General features: G+C 47.9%; 19 protein-coding genes. 15 read left to right on the top strand and 4 right to left on the bottom strand.

The window, feature by feature from the left end:
* Nucleotides 1–155 precede the first annotated feature (155 nt).
* A complete protein-coding gene (gene nadC, locus E7746_RS05190; protein ID WP_123396631.1) occupies nucleotides 156–1,001 on the top strand; it encodes a carboxylating nicotinate-nucleotide diphosphorylase in 846 nt (281 codons plus the stop codon).
* A gap of 8 nt (nucleotides 1,002–1,009) precedes the next feature.
* Here the strand turns inward: nadC and E7746_RS05185 are convergent, their stop codons facing one another.
* Nucleotides 1,010–1,648 (bottom strand): HAD family hydrolase, encoded by a 639-nt coding sequence (locus tag E7746_RS05185; RefSeq protein ID WP_136410075.1) that lies wholly within the window; start codon nucleotides 1,646–1,648, stop codon nucleotides 1,010–1,012.
* Nucleotides 1,649–1,741: 93 nt separating this feature from the next.
* Between E7746_RS05185 and E7746_RS05180 the strand changes: the two genes are divergently transcribed.
* From E7746_RS05180 to purN, 14 genes are all read left to right on the top strand, one after another.
* A complete protein-coding gene (locus E7746_RS05180) occupies nucleotides 1,742–3,130 on the top strand; it encodes an MATE family efflux transporter (protein WP_136410074.1) in 1,389 nt (462 codons plus the stop codon).
* A gap of 4 nt (nucleotides 3,131–3,134) precedes the next feature.
* On the top strand, nucleotides 3,135–4,694 hold the full coding sequence (locus E7746_RS05175) for an NAD(P)/FAD-dependent oxidoreductase (RefSeq protein WP_136410073.1): 1,560 nt from the start codon (nucleotides 3,135–3,137) through the stop codon (nucleotides 4,692–4,694).
* A 108-nt stretch (nucleotides 4,695–4,802) separates the two neighbouring features.
* Nucleotides 4,803–6,305, top strand: a complete 1,503-nt coding sequence (locus E7746_RS05170; RefSeq protein ID WP_136410072.1) for a glutamine synthetase family protein — start codon at nucleotides 4,803–4,805, stop codon at nucleotides 6,303–6,305.
* 170 nt (nucleotides 6,306–6,475) lie between these two features.
* Nucleotides 6,476–8,002 (top strand): bifunctional phosphoribosylaminoimidazolecarboxamide formyltransferase/IMP cyclohydrolase, encoded by a 1,527-nt coding sequence (gene purH / locus E7746_RS05165; RefSeq protein WP_136410071.1) that lies wholly within the window; start codon nucleotides 6,476–6,478, stop codon nucleotides 8,000–8,002.
* Between the two features lie 52 nt (nucleotides 8,003–8,054).
* Nucleotides 8,055–9,074: a rod shape-determining protein gene (locus E7746_RS05160; protein ID WP_123396625.1), complete on the top strand. Its 1,020-nt coding sequence runs from the start codon at nucleotides 8,055–8,057 to the stop codon at nucleotides 9,072–9,074.
* 99 nt (nucleotides 9,075–9,173) lie between these two features.
* Entirely contained in the window at nucleotides 9,174–10,019 is an 846-nt protein-coding gene (gene mreC, locus E7746_RS05155; protein ID WP_136410070.1) for a rod shape-determining protein MreC, read from the top strand.
* A 65-nt stretch (nucleotides 10,020–10,084) separates the two neighbouring features.
* Entirely contained in the window at nucleotides 10,085–10,546 is a 462-nt protein-coding gene (locus E7746_RS05150) for a rod shape-determining protein MreD (RefSeq protein ID WP_238337337.1), read from the top strand.
* 10 nt (nucleotides 10,547–10,556) lie between these two features.
* Nucleotides 10,557–12,422, top strand: a complete 1,866-nt coding sequence (locus E7746_RS05145) for a peptidoglycan D,D-transpeptidase FtsI family protein (RefSeq protein WP_136410068.1) — start codon at nucleotides 10,557–10,559, stop codon at nucleotides 12,420–12,422.
* The gene (rodA, locus tag E7746_RS05140; RefSeq protein WP_136410067.1) at nucleotides 12,403–13,869 is read left to right on the top strand and encodes a rod shape-determining protein RodA; all 1,467 of its coding nucleotides are present in this window, start codon (nucleotides 12,403–12,405) and stop codon (nucleotides 13,867–13,869) included. Before E7746_RS05145 ends, rodA begins: the two co-directional genes overlap by 20 nt.
* 76 nt (nucleotides 13,870–13,945) lie before the next feature.
* On the top strand, nucleotides 13,946–14,596 hold the full coding sequence (locus tag E7746_RS05135) for a LysE family translocator (protein WP_136410066.1): 651 nt from the start codon (nucleotides 13,946–13,948) through the stop codon (nucleotides 14,594–14,596).
* On the top strand, nucleotides 14,593–15,258 hold the full coding sequence (locus E7746_RS05130; protein ID WP_136410065.1) for a carbohydrate-binding family 9-like protein: 666 nt from the start codon (nucleotides 14,593–14,595) through the stop codon (nucleotides 15,256–15,258). The genes E7746_RS05135 and E7746_RS05130 overlap by 4 nt, the downstream gene beginning before the upstream one ends.
* Before the next feature lie 57 nt (nucleotides 15,259–15,315).
* Nucleotides 15,316–15,936: a lipocalin-like domain-containing protein gene (locus E7746_RS05125; protein ID WP_168184303.1), complete on the top strand. Its 621-nt coding sequence runs from the start codon at nucleotides 15,316–15,318 to the stop codon at nucleotides 15,934–15,936.
* A 92-nt stretch (nucleotides 15,937–16,028) separates the two neighbouring features.
* On the top strand, nucleotides 16,029–16,886 hold the full coding sequence (locus E7746_RS05120) for an enoyl-ACP reductase FabI (protein WP_136410063.1): 858 nt from the start codon (nucleotides 16,029–16,031) through the stop codon (nucleotides 16,884–16,886).
* Between the two features lie 67 nt (nucleotides 16,887–16,953).
* Complete coding sequence (gene purN / locus E7746_RS05115; protein ID WP_136410062.1) at nucleotides 16,954–17,544, top strand: phosphoribosylglycinamide formyltransferase; 591 nt, start codon at nucleotides 16,954–16,956, stop codon at nucleotides 17,542–17,544.
* Between the two features lies 1 nt (nucleotide 17,545).
* Here purN and folE read toward each other — a convergent pair whose 3' ends face one another.
* The 3 genes from folE to tpiA form a co-directional block, all read right to left on the bottom strand.
* Nucleotides 17,546–18,127, bottom strand: a complete 582-nt coding sequence (gene folE, locus E7746_RS05110) for a GTP cyclohydrolase I FolE (protein ID WP_202877178.1) — start codon at nucleotides 18,125–18,127, stop codon at nucleotides 17,546–17,548.
* Between the two features lie 2 nt (nucleotides 18,128–18,129).
* Nucleotides 18,130–18,615, bottom strand: a complete 486-nt coding sequence (locus E7746_RS05105; RefSeq protein ID WP_136410061.1) for an SPOR domain-containing protein — start codon at nucleotides 18,613–18,615, stop codon at nucleotides 18,130–18,132.
* A gap of 134 nt (nucleotides 18,616–18,749) precedes the next feature.
* Nucleotides 18,750–19,505: a triose-phosphate isomerase gene (gene tpiA, locus E7746_RS05100; RefSeq protein WP_123396613.1), complete on the bottom strand. Its 756-nt coding sequence runs from the start codon at nucleotides 19,503–19,505 to the stop codon at nucleotides 18,750–18,752.
* Nucleotides 19,506–19,516: the final 11 nt, after the last annotated feature.

The raw sequence follows: 19,516 nt of genomic DNA, 5'->3' as shown, positions 1-19,516 counted from the left end.
CAAAATCATGCAATATTTCACCCCATAATGTCGCGAATGAAAAAATTTAATCATTTGCGGAATCATTGATTACATCGATTGGCCGGAGTTTGTGCTTATCGCTCCTTTATTTAGGAATTTTTTGTAATTTTGCATTGTTACAAATTATATAAGATATGAAAACGAGAGATGAACTGATTGATGATTTGCTGACACTGTCATTCGCCGAGGATGTAGGCGACGGCGACCACACCACCCTCAGCACTATTCCCGCCGATGAGATGGGCAAACAGCGCCTTATAATAAAAGAGCCGGGAGTGCTTGCTGGTGTAGAGATTGCACGAAAAGTATTTGAAAAATTCGATCCGTCATTGAAGATGACCGTATTCATCGAGGACGGAGCACGAGTAAAGCCGGGCGACATAGCATTTGAGGTTGAAGGATCGGTAAGATCACTGCTTCAGACCGAGCGCACCATGCTCAACATAATGCAACGAATGAGTGGAATAGCAACCACTACAGCACGCTATCAGGACAAGCTCAAAGGGCTTAAGACCAAAGTTCTTGACACCCGCAAAACCACACCCGGCATGAGAATGCTGGAAAAAGAAGCCGTAAAGATAGGCGGAGGCTGCAATCACCGCATAGGATTGTTTGACATGATTCTTATAAAGGATAACCATGTCGACTTTGCAGGAGGCATAAAGGAGGCCGTAGATGCGGCAAAGAAATATCTTAAGGAAACGGGACGCGATCTGAAAATAGAGCTGGAAGTGCGCAACACCGACGAAATCAATCAAGCGCTTGAAGCCGGTGTCGACCGCATAATGCTTGACAATTTCACTCCCGAGCGTACACGCGAGGCTGTGAAACTGATTAACGGTCGCACCGAAATCGAATCATCGGGCGGCATAACCTACGACACATTGCGTGACTATGCCGAATGTGGCGTCGACTATATATCGGTAGGCGCACTCACCCATTCAGTCAAAGGCCTTGACATGAGTTTCAAGGCATGCTGAAAAAGCGTCTATTTTACGATTGAAAGCATTGCATCAACGGTAAAGCCTGCGAAACCATCAATCAATTCGTGGGCTTTGCCTTTAAGCATATCGGCAGGAAGCGTAGTGGCCAGACCGATTACAGTGGCGCCGGAAGCCATACCTGCAGCAAGACCCGATATAGAGTCCTCAAATACAAAACAATCCTCAGGATTGCAACCTATGCTTTCAGCTCCTATGATGTAACTTTCAGGATCAGGCTTGGACTTTGTAACATCGGAACCGGTAACTATTGCATCAAAATATTCAGGGAGTTCGGGATGCTGTGCATAAAGTCGCTGCATCTTATTCTCGCTGCTGCTTGTCACGATGGCCATAGGGATGTTGCGGTTCTTGAGTTCAGTTATAAACTCAATGACTCCCTCGCATATAGGATATTGCATCTCGGCCTCAAACCGGTTTATACGCTCAAGCACATCGGCACTCGCCTCAGGTGACGGGAAATACTTGGCAAGAATCTTCTCTATGGTAGAACCTTTTATGGCAAGGGAGAAATTCTCCTCACCGGTATCATATAACTCGGCTATACCGTCGTAAAATTCACTATATAAGCGTTCACTGTCAATCAAAACGCCGTCAAGGTCAAACAAAACACCTCTTCTCTTCATTATATCTTAAATATTATTTTATGCAAATTTAATATGAAAACATCTCTCACTTGCACTTTTGTTTGTTAATTTTGCAAAAACCAAAATTAGTATATGGCTAAAATAGAGAGTCCGCTTACATTAGGAACAAAATCCATAAGCAAGCTTTTGGTTCAATACTCCGTGCCCGCAATCATTGCAAGCGTGGCTACATCGCTATACAATATAGTCGACAGTATATTCATAGGACAAGGCGTGGGTCCAATGGCCATAGCCGGACTTGCCATCACATTTCCATTGATGAATCTTGTCGTTGCATTCTGTACGCTGATTGCCGTTGGTGGCGCCACGATAAGCTCAATATTCATCGGACAGAAAAACGAATCACGTGCAACCGATGTCGTCAACAATGTAATGGTGCTGTGTCTTATTCATTCGATACTGTTCGGAGGACTCACTCTTATATTCCTCGACGATATATTGATTTTCTTCGGAGCAACATCCGAAACCATTCCCTATGCCAGGGAGTTCATGAGAATAATACTTTACGGTACACCGATTTCCTATGTATTCATAGGCTTGAACAACCTGATGCGAGCTACCGGCTATCCAAAGAAGGCCATGATATCGGCACTGCTGTCAGTGCTTGTAAATGTCATACTCGCCCCCATCTTCATTTTCAAACTTGGCTGGGGCATTTCAGGCGCTGCAATTGCCACTATATGCGGACAATTCTCGGCATTCATCTGGGTACTGTTTCACTTCATGTCAAAGAGCAGCTTCATCCACTTCAAGATGAACAACCGCTGGTTCACACCTACCATAATACAACGCATATACGCTATAGGTCTGTCGCCATTCCTGATGAATGTATGCGCCTGCATTGTCGTAGTGTTTATCAACAAGTCACTCCTTGACTATGCCGGAGCCGACGGCAACCTTGCTGTAGGTGCTTACGGAATAATCAACCGCACCACGATGTTTTTCGTCATGATTGTGTTTGGTGTCACGCAAGGCATGCAGCCTATACTCGGATTCAATTTCGGAGCCAACAAATGGGACCGTGTTAAAAACACGCTCTACATGGGAATATGGATAGGCATAGCGATAACCGTCGTGGGATTTGCTGTAACCGAGTCGTTTCCCGACACAATCAGTTCGTTCTTCACCAAGGACCGCACCCTTATCGACATGGCACGTAACGGATTCAGGATATACTTCATATTCTATCCTGTCGTAGGATGCCAGATTGTGATACAAAACTTCTTTCAGTCAATCGGAAAGCCGAAACTGTCGATATTCCTGTCGCTGACCCGACAATTGCTATTCCTCATACCATTCCTTATAATACTTCCAAAGTATTACGGCATTGACGGTGTGTGGGCAAGCATGTGCGGCTCCGACCTGGTAGCATTTGTAACCGCAATCGTAACGCTGATTATTGAAATCAGAATACTTAACAAGCGTTTCTTGAATATAAAACCAATAGAACAGGCTGTATAAAAAGATGATTGAAGAGATAGCCTTACGTGTCGAACCGCGTATTGCGGCCGACATGAATACACTGATAGCACAAGCGGCCATTAAGTCACGCATCGACCGCAAGCGCATAAAAGGCGCAAAAATAGTAAAACGGTCGATTGATGCACGACAGCGCAAGGTGATGGTCAACATAACCCTGCGTATATATATCGACGAGATGCCGTCAAACACATCATTAGGCATCAAGCCGACTTACCATGATGTAGACGATGCACAACAGGTGATTGTGGTAGGAGCCGGTCCCGCCGGACTTTTTGCCGCACTGCGACTTATCGAGCTCGGACTAAAGCCGGTTGTGCTTGAACGCGGAAAGGATGTCGACGAACGACGCAAGGACATGGCAAAGATTGCACGTGAGAATATAGTGAATCCCGACTCCAACTATTGCTTCGGCGAGGGAGGAGCGGGAGCATATTCCGACGGGAAACTATATACCCGCAGCAAAAAACGCGGATCGGTCGACAAGATACTGTCGGTTTTCCACTGTCACGGAGCATCGGAGGAGATACTCGTGGATGCACACCCCCACATAGGCACCGACAAGCTTCCCGATGTCATAAAGGCCATGCGCATGACAATAATACGACACGGCGGCGAAGTCCACTTCAACACACGCGTCACCGACCTCAATATCGACGGCGATACCGTAACAGGTGTCACCACCGCCGACGGCACTGAATATGCAGGGCCTGTCATTCTGGCCACCGGACATTCGGCACGTGACATCTACATGATGCTAAAAGATCGAAATGTCGACATGGAAGCCAAGGGCATAGCCGTGGGCGTGCGCCTTGAACATCCGCAGCAATTGATCGACAGCATACAATACCACAATCCTAACGGACGAGGAAAGTATCTCCCGGCTGCCGAATATTCGATGCTTACACGCGTCGACAATCGCGGTGTATATTCATTCTGCATGTGTCCGGGCGGATTCATAATTCCGGCAGCAAGTTCTCCGGGCCAATTGGTAGTGAACGGCATGTCGCCTTCATCGCGAGGCACCCGATGGGCCAATTCGGGAATGGTTGTGGAGATTCTTCCCGAAGACATCGACAACGGAAAAGCCGACGACCCGCTGAAGATGATGAAATATCAGGAGGATATCGAAACACGGTTTTTCGAGGATGCAGGAAAGACACAGAATGCTCCGGCACAACGCATGATTGACTTCACCCAAAGCAAGCCGTCACGCGACCTGCCTCCGACATCCTACGCTCCGGGAATACATACGGCCCGAATCGACCTTTTGCTTCCCCGCCCCGTTGCGTCACGGCTCCAAAAAGGATTCATTGATTTCGGTCGCAAAGCCAACGGTTTCCTCACCAACGATGCAGTGCTCATCGGTTGTGAAACGAGAACATCATCGCCTGTCAGGATAAGCCGAGATCCTGAAAGTCTGCGGCACATACGCCTCAACGGGCTGTTCCCCTGCGGTGAAGGCGCAGGTTATGCAGGTGGAATAGTTTCAGCCGCAATCGACGGAGAGCGTTGCGCCGATGCCGTGTATCAGTCATTGCAATAATACAATTGATGACAATTACCTATATTTAGTGTTAATTTTAACTATATGCTTTTTGGATTTGGAATATTATTAGTAATTTTAGGTTGTTAATCTATTATTAATTTTACCATGGACAAAAGCATAATCATGAGCCGCAACCATCTCGTTGCGACCCTAAAAAAAAGCAACAAGGAGTTTACCAAAGCCGACATAATCCATTATGTCGAAACCGAAGGAATCGAAATGGTGAACTTCATGTATCCCGCAGGTGACGGGAGGCTGAAAACACTTAATTTCGTAATCAACAACCTCAGCTATCTTGACGCCATACTGACATGTGGCGAAAGAGTCGACGGCTCAAGCCTGTTCCCCTTCATCGAAGCGGGAAGCAGCGACCTCTACGTATTGCCGAGATACAGCACCGCGTTCCGCGACCCGTTTGCCGAGATACCTACGGTAACGATGTTGTGTTCGTATTTTGACAAAGACGGAAAGCCGCTTGAAAGCTCCCCAGAATACACCCTTCACAAAGCGTGCAAGGCATTCCGCGATGTCACGGGCATGGAATTTGAAGCCATGGGCGAACTTGAATACTATGTCATCGCCCCGCGCGACGGAGCCTACCCTGCTACCGACCAAAAAGGCTATCACGAATCGGCACCCTTTGCCAAATTCAATGACCTGCGCACAAAGTGCATGTCATACATAGCACAGACCGGCGGACAAATAAAGTACGGACACTCAGAAGTGGGAAATTTCACGCTCAACAACACCATCTACGAGCAGAATGAGATTGAATTCCTTCCTGTACCCGCCGAAGACGCCGCCGACCAACTCATGTTGGCGAAATGGGTCATCAGGAATCTCGGTTACAAAAACGGATTCAACATCACCTTCTCGCCCAAGATCACCACAGGAAAAGCCGGATCGGGACTACATGTACACATGCGACTGATGCGTGACGGAAAAAACATGATGCTGAATGACGGAAAACTTTCAGAAGAAGCACGCAAGGCGATAGCCGGCATGATGACACTTGCACCGTCGATAACGGCTTTCGGAAATACCAACCCCACCTCCTACTTCCGACTCGTGCCGCATCAGGAGGCTCCCACCAATATATGCTGGGGCGATCGCAACCGCTCAGTTCTCGTGAGAGTACCGCTCGGATGGAACACATCGGTCGACATGTGCGCGATAGCCAACCACAAGGGCAATTCAAGCCACTATGACACTACTCAGAAACAGACCGTGGAGATGCGCTCGCCCGACGGATCGGCCGACATATATCAGCTCCTCGCCGGACTTGCAGTGGCCTGTCGTCACGGATTCGAGACAGAGAAAGCTCTTGAAATCGCCGATAAGACCTGCGTAAACGTAAACATCCACGACAGCGAGAACTCAGAAAAGCTAACGTCACTCGCCCAGCTGCCGGCCAACTGCACCGAATCGGCCGACATGCTTCAGAAGCAACGTGACATATATCAAAAATATGATGTATTCAGTCCGCGCATGATCGGCGGCATAATACAGAAGCTCCGTGAATACAATGACACAGAGCTGCTGAAACATGCCAATAACAATCCCAAGATAATGCAGGAACTCGTAACACGCTATTTCCACTGCGGTTAAGACCCCGTCTAAGACCCCCGAATCATGGCAAGGCCGTCCTTATGTACAGATAAACACAGCATTAATCGGTATTAAACATTTTTGTAAATAATATTGAACAAATAGATAGGTAGTTAAGCAGATTTTTAATAATTTTGCAGTCTGAATCGCATAATAAAGATTTTTACAGCATGTCGGACATAAAGAAGATTAAAACTGCTCTCGTTTCTGTCTATCATAAGGACGGCCTTGACGAGATTCTTGCGTTGCTCAACAAAGAAGGTGTACAATTCCTGTCAACAGGTGGCACTCAGTCATTTATAGAAAGTCTTGGCTACCCGTGTCAAGCCGTTGAGGACCTTACAGGTTATCCTTCGATACTCGGCGGACGAGTAAAGACACTTCATCCCAAAGTATTCGGCGGTATCCTTAACCGTCGTGAGAATGAAAGCGACCGCGAGCAGATAAAGCAATATGAAATTCCATCGATTGACCTCGTAATAGTCGACCTCTATCCTTTTGTCGACACAGTTGCTTCAGGAGCATCGCACGAGGATATTATCGAAAAAATAGATATAGGCGGCATATCGCTGATTCGCGCAGCCGCAAAGAACTACCGTGACGTCATCATCGTAGCATCAAAGGCTCAGTATGCACCTCTTGCAAGCCTGCTTCGTGAGAACGGCGCACAATCTTCAATCGACCAACGCCGTTGGTTTGCAAAAGAGGCTTTTGCCGTAAGCTCAAGCTACGACAGCTCCATCTTCAATTACTTTGACGAAGAAAACGGTCCGTCGGCACTTCGCGTTGCAATCGACGGGGCCAAGGCAATGCGTTATGGCGAAAATCCCCATCAGCGCGGCTACTTCTTCGGCGATTTCAATAAGATGTTCACACAGCTTCACGGCAAAGAGATATCCTACAACAATCTGCTCGACATCGATGCGGCAGTAAGTCTGATTGCCGAGTTCGAGCAGCCCACATTCGCCATATTGAAGCATAACAACGCCTGTGGCATCGCTACCCGCGCAACCATAGCCGAAGCTTGGCGTGACGCTCTCGCCGGCGACCCCGTGTCGGCATTTGGCGGCGTGCTCATCACCAACGGAACAGTCGATGAAGCAGCAGCCGAGGAGATCAACAAGATATTCTTTGAAGTAATAATAGCTCCTCATTACGATGACAAGGCACTTGCCATATTGGAGCAAAAGAAAAACCGCATAGTTCTGGTTCAGCACTGTCCCAACACATCGACAATGCAGTTCCGCTCATGCCTGAACGGAGCACTCGGTCAGGAACGTGACTTGCGTGTAGAAACTGTGGACGACCTCAAGCAGGTTACAAAACTTCCCGTCGACCCGGCACAAATCGATGACTTGTTGTTTGCCAACAAAATCGTAAAGCACTCCAAGAGCAATGCTATAGTTCTTGCAAAGGGCTGTCAGCTTTATGCAAGCGGCGTGGGACAGACATCACGCGTCGATGCACTCAAGCAAGCTATCGCAAAGGCTCAGTCATTCGGATTTGACCTCAACGGTGCCGTGATGGCTTCGGATGCATTCTTCCCGTTTGCCGATTGCGTTCAGATAGCGCATGAAGCCGGCATCAATGCTGTAATCCAGCCCGGCGGCTCAATTCGCGACAACGAAACCATAGAGTATTGTGACAATAACGGTGTGGCAATGGTCATCACTGGAATCCGTCACTTCAAGCATTAACATAAGTACACCATCCCCTCTCCTCATTAATTGCAAATCTTAAAAACTTAAAATGGGACTTTTCTCTTTCACTAAAGAAATAGCCATCGATCTTGGTACCGCCAATACGATTATAATCCATAATGATAAAATCGTAATCGACGAGCCTTCGATTGTGGCCCTTGACTCAAAGACCGGCAAACTGATTGCCGTAGGTCACGAGGCACAGCAGATGCAAGGCAAAGAGCACGACGGCATACGCACCGTGCGTCCGTTACGCAAAGGCGTAATCGCCGACTTCAACGCCGCTGAATTGATGATTCGCGGTCTTGTAAAGAAGGTAAGCGCCAAGAGCAATTGGTTTTCACCGTCGCTCCGCATGGTAGTCGGCATCCCTTCAGGCTCGACCGAAGTAGAGATACGTGCCGTGCGTGACTCATCGGAGCACGCCGACGGACGCGATGTATACATGATATATGAGCCGATGGCAGCAGCCCTCGGTATAGGACTTGATGTACAGGCCCCCGAAGGCAACATGATTGTCGACATAGGCGGCGGAAGCTCCGAAATCGCAGTTATATCGCTCGGCGGCATCGTGAGCAACAAGAGTATACAGATTGCAGGTGACGACCTCACCGACGACATTCAGGAGCACATGCGTCGCGCCCACAACCTAAGAGTGGGTGAACGCACAGCCGAACTCATCAAGATGAATGTAGGCTCGGCACTGACCGAACTTGAGAATCCGCCTGAGGATTACATCGTACATGGCCCCAACCAGATGACGGCACTGCCTATGGAAGTTCCTGTAAGCTACCAGGAAATTTCACATTGTATCGAGAAATCGATATCCAAGATCGAGGCAGCCGTGCTTAGCGCACTTGAGCAGACACCTCCCGAACTGTATGCCGACATCGTGCGTAACGGAATATGGCTCGCCGGCGGTGGTGCATTGTTGCGCGGTCTTGACAAGCGTCTTGTTGACAAGATCGGTATTCCCTTCCACATAGCCGAGGATCCCCTTCTTGCAGTTGCACGCGGTACAGGTGTGGCACTTAAGAACATCAACAAGTTCAAGTTCCTTATTCGATAGTCACGCCTACTACAATTACAGAACGCTATCAATAAATCATAACGACCTATGAGGGATGCCGCTTACGGGCGACATCCCTTGCGGGCGTAAAACGTATCGATGCGCAATCTACTTGATTTCATATTACGCTATAGCTCATGGCTGGTATTCCTGTTCTATGTGGTCATCAGTTGCACACTGCTGTTCCAGAAGAACCCGTATCAGCACTACATATATCTGACATCGGCCAACAAAGTCAGTTCAATGGTCTACAATGCCACAAGCAATGTCACATCCTATTTTTATCTTCACGATATAAACGAGGATCTGCAACATCGCAATGCAAGCCTTGAACTTGAAGTAATCGACCTCCGCAAGCAGATACAGAAGTATCAGGAGGCTCTTACTGCGGCCGACATTGAGTTGGACAGCGCATTGATGCCCTATGACTTCATAATAGCGCATGTAATCAGCAACAGCATATCGCGCACCCACAACTACATCACAATCGAAAAAGGAGCCCTCGACTCTATAAGACCCGAAATGGGAGTAGTCGACCAGAACGGTGTCGTGGGTATGGTCAATATTGTTGGCGATCACACGGCAAGGGTGATTTCACTTCTTAACCCGAAGATGCGATTGTCATGTAAGGTAAAGGGACGCGAATATTTCGGCTCGCTCGTGTGGGACGGAAAAAGCCCCGATGAAGCATTGCTTGAAGAGATGCCCCGACATGAAACATTCCGCAAAGGCGACACTATTGTCACAAGCGGATATTCGGCAGTGTTTCCCCCCGACATACCGGTGGGAACCATCATAAGCCACGAAAAGGAGCATGACGACAACTTCTATGCGTTGCGTATAAAACTGTTCACCGACTTCAGTCGACTGAGCACTGTACGTGTAATAACCAATGAAATAAAAGATGAACTCAATGCGATAAGCGCAGGTGAGGAAAACGACTAACAACCACAATATCGGCAATGACAAAGTCCATAGTACAATTTTCATTACTGTTCGTCATTCTGGTTTTGGCACAGGCAATTGTGTTCAACAACATCTGCCTGTTCAATGTAGCCGTGCCCTTTGTATTCATCTATTTTATAATAAGCCTTCCGATCACGTTATCGACCAACTGGGTACTCACTCTCTCGTTCCTTGCAGGATTGAGTGTCGACATCTTTGCCAACACTCAAGGCATGAACGCCCTGGCATGCACGCTAATCGCCATGTCACGCCGTTCGATACTCCACCTCTATTTCCCGCGTGAGGATGAATTGACAATACCCGAACCATCAATCAGGTCGTTGGGCATGGAAGTCTATGTCAAGTATCTGTTTACTCTCGTATTGCTCTACTGCACGATTATTTTCCTTATCGAGGCCTTCTCATTCTTCAATGTACTGCAACTCGCACTTCGCATTCTGTGCAGCACACTTTTATCTTTCTTGCTTTTGCTCGGACTCGACAGCATTATGTCGCAAAGCCGTTAGTGTATAAACTATGAGAAAAGACTACACCCTCGAGAAACGCAAATATATAATAGGCGGATTCATAGTAGTGATTGTAATCATTTTCATAATCAGGCTTTTCAGCCTGCAAGTGATGGACAGTCGCTATAAGGAGTTTGCCGATTCCAATGCATTCATGCGCAAGACCCTTTATCCGTCACGCGGCATGATTCGCGATCGCAACGGCGAGCTGGTTGTGTATAATCAGCCGGCCTACGATGTCATGATGATTCCACGCAATGTGCAGGAATTTGACACCGTTGATTTCTGCAATACATTGAATATAACGAAGGAGCAGTTCATGAAACGGTTGCTTGACATGAAGGACCGCCGATTGAACCCCGGTTACTCGGCATATACACCGCAACGCTTCATCACCCACATATCGGCCCAGGATTACGGACGCCTGCAGGAGAAGCTCTACCGTTATCCCGGATTCTTCATCCAGCAGCGCATATTGCGACAATATATGTATTCAGCCGCTGCAAATGTGCTTGGTAACATTCGTGAAGTGTCGGCGCGTGACATCGAGCGTGACAACTACTACGCATCGGGTGACTATTGCGGCGACCTCGGCGTCGAGAAAAGTTACGAAGAGTATCTGCGCGGCATAAAAGGTGTGGAGATACTCATACGTGACGCTTACGGACGCATTCAGGGAAAATTTGAGGACGGAGCCCATGATGTAGCACCGGTTTCGGGTCGTGACTTAACATTGAGCCTCGACATCGAACTGCAGAAATACGGCGAGGAACTTATGGCCAACAAGATCGGAGCCATAGTTGCAATCGAGCCGGCAACAGGCGAGATACTTGCCATGGTGAGCAGTCCCACTTACGACCCCAAGATGCTTGTAGGCCGAGAGCGCGGAAAAAATTACGGTATTCTGAAGGATGACTTCTACAAGCCGCTCTTTGACCGAGCCCTTATGGGTGCCTACCCGCCCGGCTCCACATTCAAGCCGTCGCAAGGTCTTATATTGCGACAAGAGGATATAATCACGCTGTCGACCACCTACCCTTGCTATCACGGATTCATTTCAGGAGGATTGCGTGTAGGATGTCACGGCCACTACTCCCCCATAGCGCTTAAACCGGCGCTTCAGACATCGTGCAACGCATTCTTCTGTTGGGGACTTAAAGGCATGCTTGACGGTAAGCGCGCAAAATACGGGTCGGTAGCTGAAGCATTTGAGGTGTGGAAAAAGCATCTCGTGTCACTCGGTTACGGATACAAGCTCGGAGTCGACTTGCCCGGTGAAAGCCGAGGCTTCATCCCCAACGCTCAATTCTACAATAAGATTTACGGCGAAGGACGATGGAGCGCAAATACGATCATATCAATAGCCATAGGTCAAGGTGAGATCCTTGCCACTCCGTTGCAGATAGCCAACCTGTGTGCCACAATAGCCAACCGAGGATGGTTCATAACTCCCCATGTCGTCAAGGCAATCCAGGACACTGTAATGCCGTCGCAATATCTGGAGAAGCGCATACCGACGATTGACCGTCAGCACTTCGAGGATGTGGCCGAAGGAATGCGCATGGCAGTGACAGGCGGTACATGTCGTCTTGCCAATCTTCCGGGAATAGAAGTGTGCGGAAAGACAGGTACTGCTCAGAACCCACATGGAAAGGACCATTCCGCATTCATAGGTTTCGCACCCTATCACGACCCGAAAATCGCGATATGCGTCTATGTCGAAAATGCCGGCTTCGGAGCAACCTATGGTGTTCCCATCGGTTCACTGATGATGGAAAAGTATCTCAACGGAGAGATATCGCCTGAACGAAAGTATCTTGAGGAACGAATGTTACAATCTAACACAATAATAAGCAGTGGAGTCAAGAAACACTAATACATCAATACTACGTTATGTCGACTGGGTAACGGTCGTCATATATGCATTGCTTGTATTGGGCGGTGTCGTATCGATATATGCAGCAAGCTACGACTTCGACAACGCTTCCATTTTCTCTTTTGATGAATTTTCGGGCAAGCAGCTGCGATGGGTCGGACTCGCATTCTTTGCCGGATTGGTAATACTGCTGATAGATTTCCGTGTATATGAAGCCTACGCTTATCCTATATACGGGCTAATGATATTACTGCTCATCGTCACGATATTCGTAGCCCCCGACATCAAGGGCTCACGGTCGTGGCTGGTACTCGGCCCAATGAGTCTTCAACCGGCCGAGTTTGCAAAATTCGCTACCGCTCTTGCACTCGCCAAACTATTCTCATCCTACAATTTCAATCTGAATTTCAGCGCGGGCAACTATGTCAAGGCTCTGATTATAATATTCCTGCCTATCATCCTGATACTTGCACAGAAGGAAACCGGTTCGGCTCTTGCCTACCTCGCACTGTTTTTCGTCCTGTATCGTGAAGGCATGAGCGGTCTTGTACTTGCCGCCGCGTTATGTGCCGTTGTATTCTTCGTCGTTTCGGTCAAATATACCGAAACAATAATACTCGGCATTCCATCGGGCGAAGTAGCGGTGTTCATCATGATTGAGATGATCATGACCGGAATGCTCGCTGTCTACTGTCGAAACATGATAGGAGCACGAAATGTGTTGTTATGGTTTCTCGTGACAGGAATAGCCGCATGGATTTTGTCGTTGGCCGAAGTAGAGATACCGGGATTGGTGTATTTCCTTTCGGCTATAGGTGTAGCTATATCCTACTGTCTTATCCTCATGATAAAATTCCCTGCGCGAAAAATATTGGTCACCATCGGAGCCACCATCGTAGCAGTAGGATTCCTGTTCTCGGTCAACATGGTGTTCAACGACATCCTCAAGCCTCATCAGCAGCAGCGAATCAAGGTGTCGCTCGGTATCGAAGAAGACCTTAGAGGTGCTGGATACAATGTCAACCAGTCCAAGATAGCCATAGGTTCGGGCGGAATAGCCGGCAAGGGATTCCTGAACGGAACGCAGACCAAGCTCAAATATGTTCCGGAACAGCACACCGACTTCATATTCTGCACCATCGGCGAGGAAGAGGGCTTCATAGGCACTACAGCCGTACTGCTGCTGTTCCTGATTCTAATATTGAGAGTACTCTCCATCGCTGAACGACAGCCGACTACATTCGGGCGCGTATATGCCTACTGTGTCGCATCATATTTCATTTTCCACCTCGCCATCAATGTGGGAATGGTGATCGGGCTATGCCCTGTGATAGGCATTCCTCTGCCCTTTTTCAGCTATGGAGGCTCCTCATTATGGGGATTTACGTTCCTGTTGTTCATAATGCTGCGCATCGACGCCGCGCGCCGCGAGTATATGAGCTACTAATGTGAATATATTTTTACCCTAATCTCTTTCATTTTACATTCATTTCGTGTAACTTTGAATGATAAAAGAATGAGATATGGCATCATTCCTATACATAGTGCTTCGCGGAATGGCTATCGGTGTACTTATATCGGCACCGATGGGGCCTATAGGCATGCTGTGCATACAACGTACGCTCAACAAGGGACGGTGGCCGGCATTCTTCACAGGCGTCGGAGCCGCACTCAGCGACTTGATATATTGCCTGCTCACGGGATTGTGCCTGTCGTTCATAACCGACTTCGTTGAAACTAATCAACTGTTGCTCCAGATAATCGGCTCGCTGGTGCTGGCGGCATTTGCATTCTACCTGTTCCGCAAGAATCCCGCTCGCTCGCTTTCAACTCCAAGCGAACAAGCCAACACCTACTGGAAGGACTTCGTAACCGGATTCCTTCTCACATTCTCCAACCCGCTTATTCTATTTTTCATAATCGGTCTTTTTGCCCGCTTCAACTTCCTGTTGCCTGAATTTAAGTATTATCACTACATTTCGGGATATATCGCCATATTCTCGGGAGCCTTGTTGTGGTGGTTCACCATTACATTTTTCGTAAACAAGGTGCGTTCTCACTTCAATGTGCGTTCACTGTGGTTGATAAACCGCATCATAGGAGGCATTCTGTTGATCATGGCAATAATCGGATTAATCATGGGCATAAAAGACTATATAACCGTTATACAATGAACAGCAATATCGACAATCTAATCGTACCCCGCATCGATAATTTGGGGGAAATGAGCACCGACGGAATTATAAACGCTCTTGATGATAACGGTGTACGCCGTCCAATCGACAATATCGACTACAAGGAGTTTCCCTACCATCCCTTGACAACCTTCTCGATGGCCCACTCCGATGACATGCTCTATATCGACTTCTTCGTCAGGTGCAATTATCTGCGTGCAATCAACGACCGTCCCAACACACCGGTCCATGAAGATTCGTGCGTAGCCGTATATCTGCAGCCTGACAGCAAAAGCAACCGATACTATGCATTTGAGATAAATTGTATCGGGACCATATCAGGCATGATTTGTGAGGGCGACGGTGACAATGCCTGCTCTTTTATCGATGAGTCGACAATAGGACGCATCAAGTGTTACGCATCGTGCGGCAATCGTCCGTTCCGCGAACTGGAGGGACTCTTCACCTGGAATGTACTCATTGCCATTCCTCTCGATATGCTCGGACTGAAGTATGACGGAACTCCCCTGACAATAAAAGGCAACTTCTACAAATGCGCATCAGGCACATCGCAACCCCACTTCCTAAGCTGGATGCCGCTTGACACGACAAAAAGAACATTTCACCAGCCCGAATCGTTTGGGAATATTATACTATCATAAATTATTTGATCGAAAATGAAGACTATTTACACTATTGTTGCATTATTATTGTGTTCCATGTCACTTTCAGCTCAGTCATTCGACCTGAAAGAGGCGTTGAGAGGACTTGCGTCAAAGAACGACACGACCAATACCGACAAAGGTTCAACCGGCTCGGCTCTTGGTTCGATTCTCGGAAATGTACTCGGAAAATCGGATGTCACACCGGCCGATCTTGAAGGAACCTGGAACTACACCGCCCCTGCCGTAACTTTCAAGAGCGAAAATCTATTGAAGAAAGCCGGAGGCGCCGCTGCGTCAGCAACCATAGAGAACAAAATAAAGCCCTACTACCAACGTGCCGGACTTGAGAATCTCGTATTGACAGTGGCAAGCGACAGCACTTTCACGATGAAGCTCAAACGCGGATCACTATCGGGTTCAATATCTCAAGGCACTGAAAAAGGTATTCTGATATTCAAGTTCAAGGCCGCCGGCAAGGTGAACATAGGCAGCACGAACACAGCCGTGTCACTCGCAGGCAACCAGTTGACATTGACATTCGACATTTCAAAACTGATGACAATTGTCGACCGACTTGCGTCATTCTCGGGCAACTCGACACTAAACAGCATCAACTCAATGCTCCAAAGCTACGACGGATTGCAGGCCGGATTCAAGCTAAAAAAGGCCAAATAACGCCAATAATGCTATGTAACGGCCCTGAATGTCTATATATTTCGGAAAAAATAGCTAACTTTGCAGGCATAAATCACAATTTATAGATTCTAATGAGTTATAACTTATTGAAAGGTAAGCGCGGTATTATATTCGGAGCGCTTAACGACATGAGTATCGCCTGGAAAGTCGCCGAGAAGGCTGTTGAAGAAGGCGCTGTCATCACTCTGTCAAACACCCCCGTTGCTGTAAGAATGGGTGACGTGAGCAAACTCGGCGAGAAACTAAACGCTGAAGTAATTCCTGCCGACGCCACCAACATCGAAGACCTCGAAATGGTATTTACCAAGTCGATGGAGATTCTGGGAGGTAAAATAGACTTCGTACTTCACTCAATAGGCATGTCGCCCAATGTGCGCAAAAAACGCCTGTATGACGACCTTGATTACGATTTGCTGAACAAGACACTCGACATTTCGGCAGTGTCGTTCCACAAGATGATTCAGGTTGCTAAGAAGCTCGATGCAATAAGCGATTACGGAAGCATACTCGCACTGTCGTACATCGCAGCACAACGCACTATGTTCGGCTACAACGACATGGCCGATGCAAAGGCTCTTCTCGAATCAATAGCCCGCAGCTTCGGCTACATATACGGTCGAGAGAAGCACGTGCGCATCAATACTATATCGCAGTCACCCACTGTCACCACAGCCGGAAGCGGCGTAAAAGGCATGGAATCGCTTATGGACTTCGCCAACCGCATGTCGCCACTCGGCAATGCAAACGCCGATGAGTGCGCCGACTATTGCATTGTAATGTTCAGCGACCTGACCCGCAAGGTAACGATGCAGAATCTCTATCATGACGGCGGATTCTCAAGCATGGGTATGAGCCTTCGCGCCATGGACCAGTATGAGAAGAGCTTCGACCTGTATCGCAATCCCGACGGAACAATACAATACGGTTAATCGTCACAACACTATAACATTGAAATCCCGGCTTGTCATAGTCGGGATTTTTTATTACCTTTACGCTATGACGCAATCCACCATATACAACATCGCCATATTTGCATCAGGCAATGGTTCAAATGCCGAAAATATAATACGGCATTTCAGTGACGGTCACGCACCTGTCAAAGTGAGCCTGATAGTATGCAACCGCCCTCAGGCAAAGGTGATACAGCGGGGAGAAAATCACGACATCCCCGTGGCCATGATGACAAGAGCTGAAATAAACGATCGCGACACAATGCTCAATACACTGCGCCAATATGGAATAAGCCACATAATCCTTGCCGGATTCATGATGATGCTTCCTGATTTCCTTATACAAGCCTACCCCGACAGGATAATAAACGTGCATCCATCGCTACTGCCCAAATATGGCGGCAAGGGAATGTATGGCCGTCACGTTCACGAAGCGGTGTATGCTGCACGAGAACCGGAAACCGGCATAACAATACACTATGTCAACGAGGAGTATGATAAGGGAGAAATAATATTCCAAGCCACCGTCAAGCTGACAGCCGACGACACTCCCGAATCGATAGAAGACAAAATACATTCACTTGAGAAAACTCACTTTCCCCAAGTAATCGAATCGGTTGTAGCCGGCATTAAATGACTTACATTGATTTCAGCAACGACAGGAATTCGGCTCTCAACGAGGCATCTTCGGCAAAACGCCCCATATATTCCATAGTTGTTGTAGATGAATCCTGCTTCTCCACACCGCGCATCTTCATGCACAGATGCTCGGCATTGCACACAACCATCACACCATGTGCGCTAAGCGTGTCATAGACCTCACGGCACACTTCAGCGGTGAATCGTTCCTGCACCTGCAGACGGCGTGCATATATGTTGACGACACGGGCCAACTTTGAAAGACCGATCATATTGCCGTTTGGCAGATAACCAATCGACACCTTTCCGAAAAACGGTAATATGTGATGCTCACAGAATGAATAGAACTCAATATCCTTTACGATTATAATCTGTGAACCTGAATAATCAAATATAGCCGACCTCATCACTTCATCGGCACTTTCACGATAACCTTGAGTGGCATAATAGAGAGCCTTGGCGGCACGAACGGGAGTCTTCACCAATCCTTCACGGTCAGGATTCTCTCCGATAAGCTCAATAATTGCCCTGTAATGCTCAGCCAGAGCACTGATGACTTGTTCCTTGTCCATTGAAACAATATTTATTCGCCCGACGATACAACTATGCGGTCACGGACCACACGGATTTCACGCATGTAGCTCGGAAAAGCTTCCTTCAGTTCCCGAGCCGCTTCGTTGGCTTCCTCCTGCGTGCGGAAGTTCCCCACCCTCAATCGCCAGAACGGAGAGTTGTAGACGACATAGGTAGGATACTGTGGGAAGCGGGCATTCACATTTCTGGCTCGGGTACGAGCCTCACTCTTAGCCGTGCGTGCATTGTTGTCGGAAAACACCTGAATACGATAACCACCCATTTTCCCGTTAACGGGACGCACGGTTTCGCTTTCATGTGACTCAACCGGCTGCAACCGCTGTAAAAGCGCGTCAGGCATGGTAAGAGTTACGGTACTGTCGGAAACTATGTGACCGACAATAGGCGCCTGGTTCACCGGAGCATCATTGTCGGCATTTGCCGCCGTAATGATTCCGCCAAGCATAATCATTGATATGTAAGTGCGTAGCTTCACTTTATTTCTCAATTATAATTAGGTTGCAAATATACGGAGAATTCGCGAGATTACGGCACAGTTTCGGGAATAAAGTAAGCCTCCTGCAAAGCGGTGCTCTACAGGAGGCTTGATAAAGTTTATCGCGTCAACGATTAGAAAGCATTTACAATGCCCATGAATGAGCCACATTCAAGTGATGCGCCACCGATAAGACCACCGTCAACATCGGGCTTTGCAAAGAGCTGGGGAGCATTTGAAGGCTTGCAGCTTCCACCGTAAAGGATTGAAGTGTTTTCAGCAACTTCCTTTCCGTAACGATCGGCAATCACGCCACGGATGAATGCGTGCATATCCTCGGCCTGGTCGTCGGTTGCAGTCTTGCCTGTACCGATTGCCCAAACGGGTTCGTAAGCAAGGATGATCTTGCCGAAATCCTCAGCCGAAAGATTGAAGAGAGCCTCTTCGATCTGCTTCTTAACAACTTCGTTGTAAGTTCCGTTTTCGCGCTCCTCAAGCACCTCGCCGATGCAGAAGATGGGAGTAAGATTGTTCTCAAGAGCAAGAGCAACTTTCTCCTTCAGGATTTCGGAAGTTTCACCGTAATATTGACGACGCTCCGAGTGACCGAGGATAACGTAAGTAGCTCCGGTAGAAGCAACCATGGGAGCTGAAACTTCACCTGTGTAGGCACCTGACTTGTGATTTGCGCAGTTTTCAGCACCAAGGCCAAGCTTGGCGGGGTCGATTACTGCATTGATAGATGCAAGATGGGTGAAAGGAACAGCGATGATTACATCACACTTGGGCTGTGCAGCCTTGAGAGCTTCGTTGATTTCCTTGGCAAGAGCCACACCTTCCTGGAGATTTGTGTTCATCTTCCAGTTTCCGGCTACGATTTTCTTTCTCATTGTTATATTAT

The organism is Muribaculum gordoncarteri (assembly GCF_004803695.1).
GTDB lineage: Bacteria > Bacteroidota > Bacteroidia > Bacteroidales > Muribaculaceae > Muribaculum > Muribaculum gordoncarteri.
Note: the sequence above shows the minus strand (reverse complement) of the source record. Positions and strands in the feature narration are given on the sequence as shown.

Coding starts and splice junctions, on each gene's coding strand:
- nadC (WP_123396631.1), top strand. CDS start 156: ATGAAAACGAGAGATGAACTGATTGATGATTTGCTGACACTGTCATTC.
- E7746_RS05185 (WP_136410075.1), bottom strand. CDS start 1,648: ATGAAGAGAAGAGGTGTTTTGTTTGACCTTGACGGCGTTTTGATTGAC.
- E7746_RS05180 (WP_136410074.1), top strand. CDS start 1,742: ATGGCTAAAATAGAGAGTCCGCTTACATTAGGAACAAAATCCATAAGC.
- E7746_RS05175 (WP_136410073.1), top strand. CDS start 3,135: ATGATTGAAGAGATAGCCTTACGTGTCGAACCGCGTATTGCGGCCGAC.
- E7746_RS05170 (WP_136410072.1), top strand. CDS start 4,803: ATGGACAAAAGCATAATCATGAGCCGCAACCATCTCGTTGCGACCCTA.
- purH (WP_136410071.1), top strand. CDS start 6,476: ATGTCGGACATAAAGAAGATTAAAACTGCTCTCGTTTCTGTCTATCAT.
- E7746_RS05160 (WP_123396625.1), top strand. CDS start 8,055: ATGGGACTTTTCTCTTTCACTAAAGAAATAGCCATCGATCTTGGTACC.
- mreC (WP_136410070.1), top strand. CDS start 9,174: ATGCGCAATCTACTTGATTTCATATTACGCTATAGCTCATGGCTGGTA.
- E7746_RS05145 (WP_136410068.1), top strand. CDS start 10,557: ATGAGAAAAGACTACACCCTCGAGAAACGCAAATATATAATAGGCGGA.
- E7746_RS05135 (WP_136410066.1), top strand. CDS start 13,946: ATGGCATCATTCCTATACATAGTGCTTCGCGGAATGGCTATCGGTGTA.
- E7746_RS05130 (WP_136410065.1), top strand. CDS start 14,593: ATGAACAGCAATATCGACAATCTAATCGTACCCCGCATCGATAATTTG.
- E7746_RS05125 (WP_168184303.1), top strand. CDS start 15,316: ATGTCACTTTCAGCTCAGTCATTCGACCTGAAAGAGGCGTTGAGAGGA.
- E7746_RS05120 (WP_136410063.1), top strand. CDS start 16,029: ATGAGTTATAACTTATTGAAAGGTAAGCGCGGTATTATATTCGGAGCG.
- purN (WP_136410062.1), top strand. CDS start 16,954: ATGACGCAATCCACCATATACAACATCGCCATATTTGCATCAGGCAAT.
- tpiA (WP_123396613.1), bottom strand. CDS start 19,505: ATGAGAAAGAAAATCGTAGCCGGAAACTGGAAGATGAACACAAATCTC.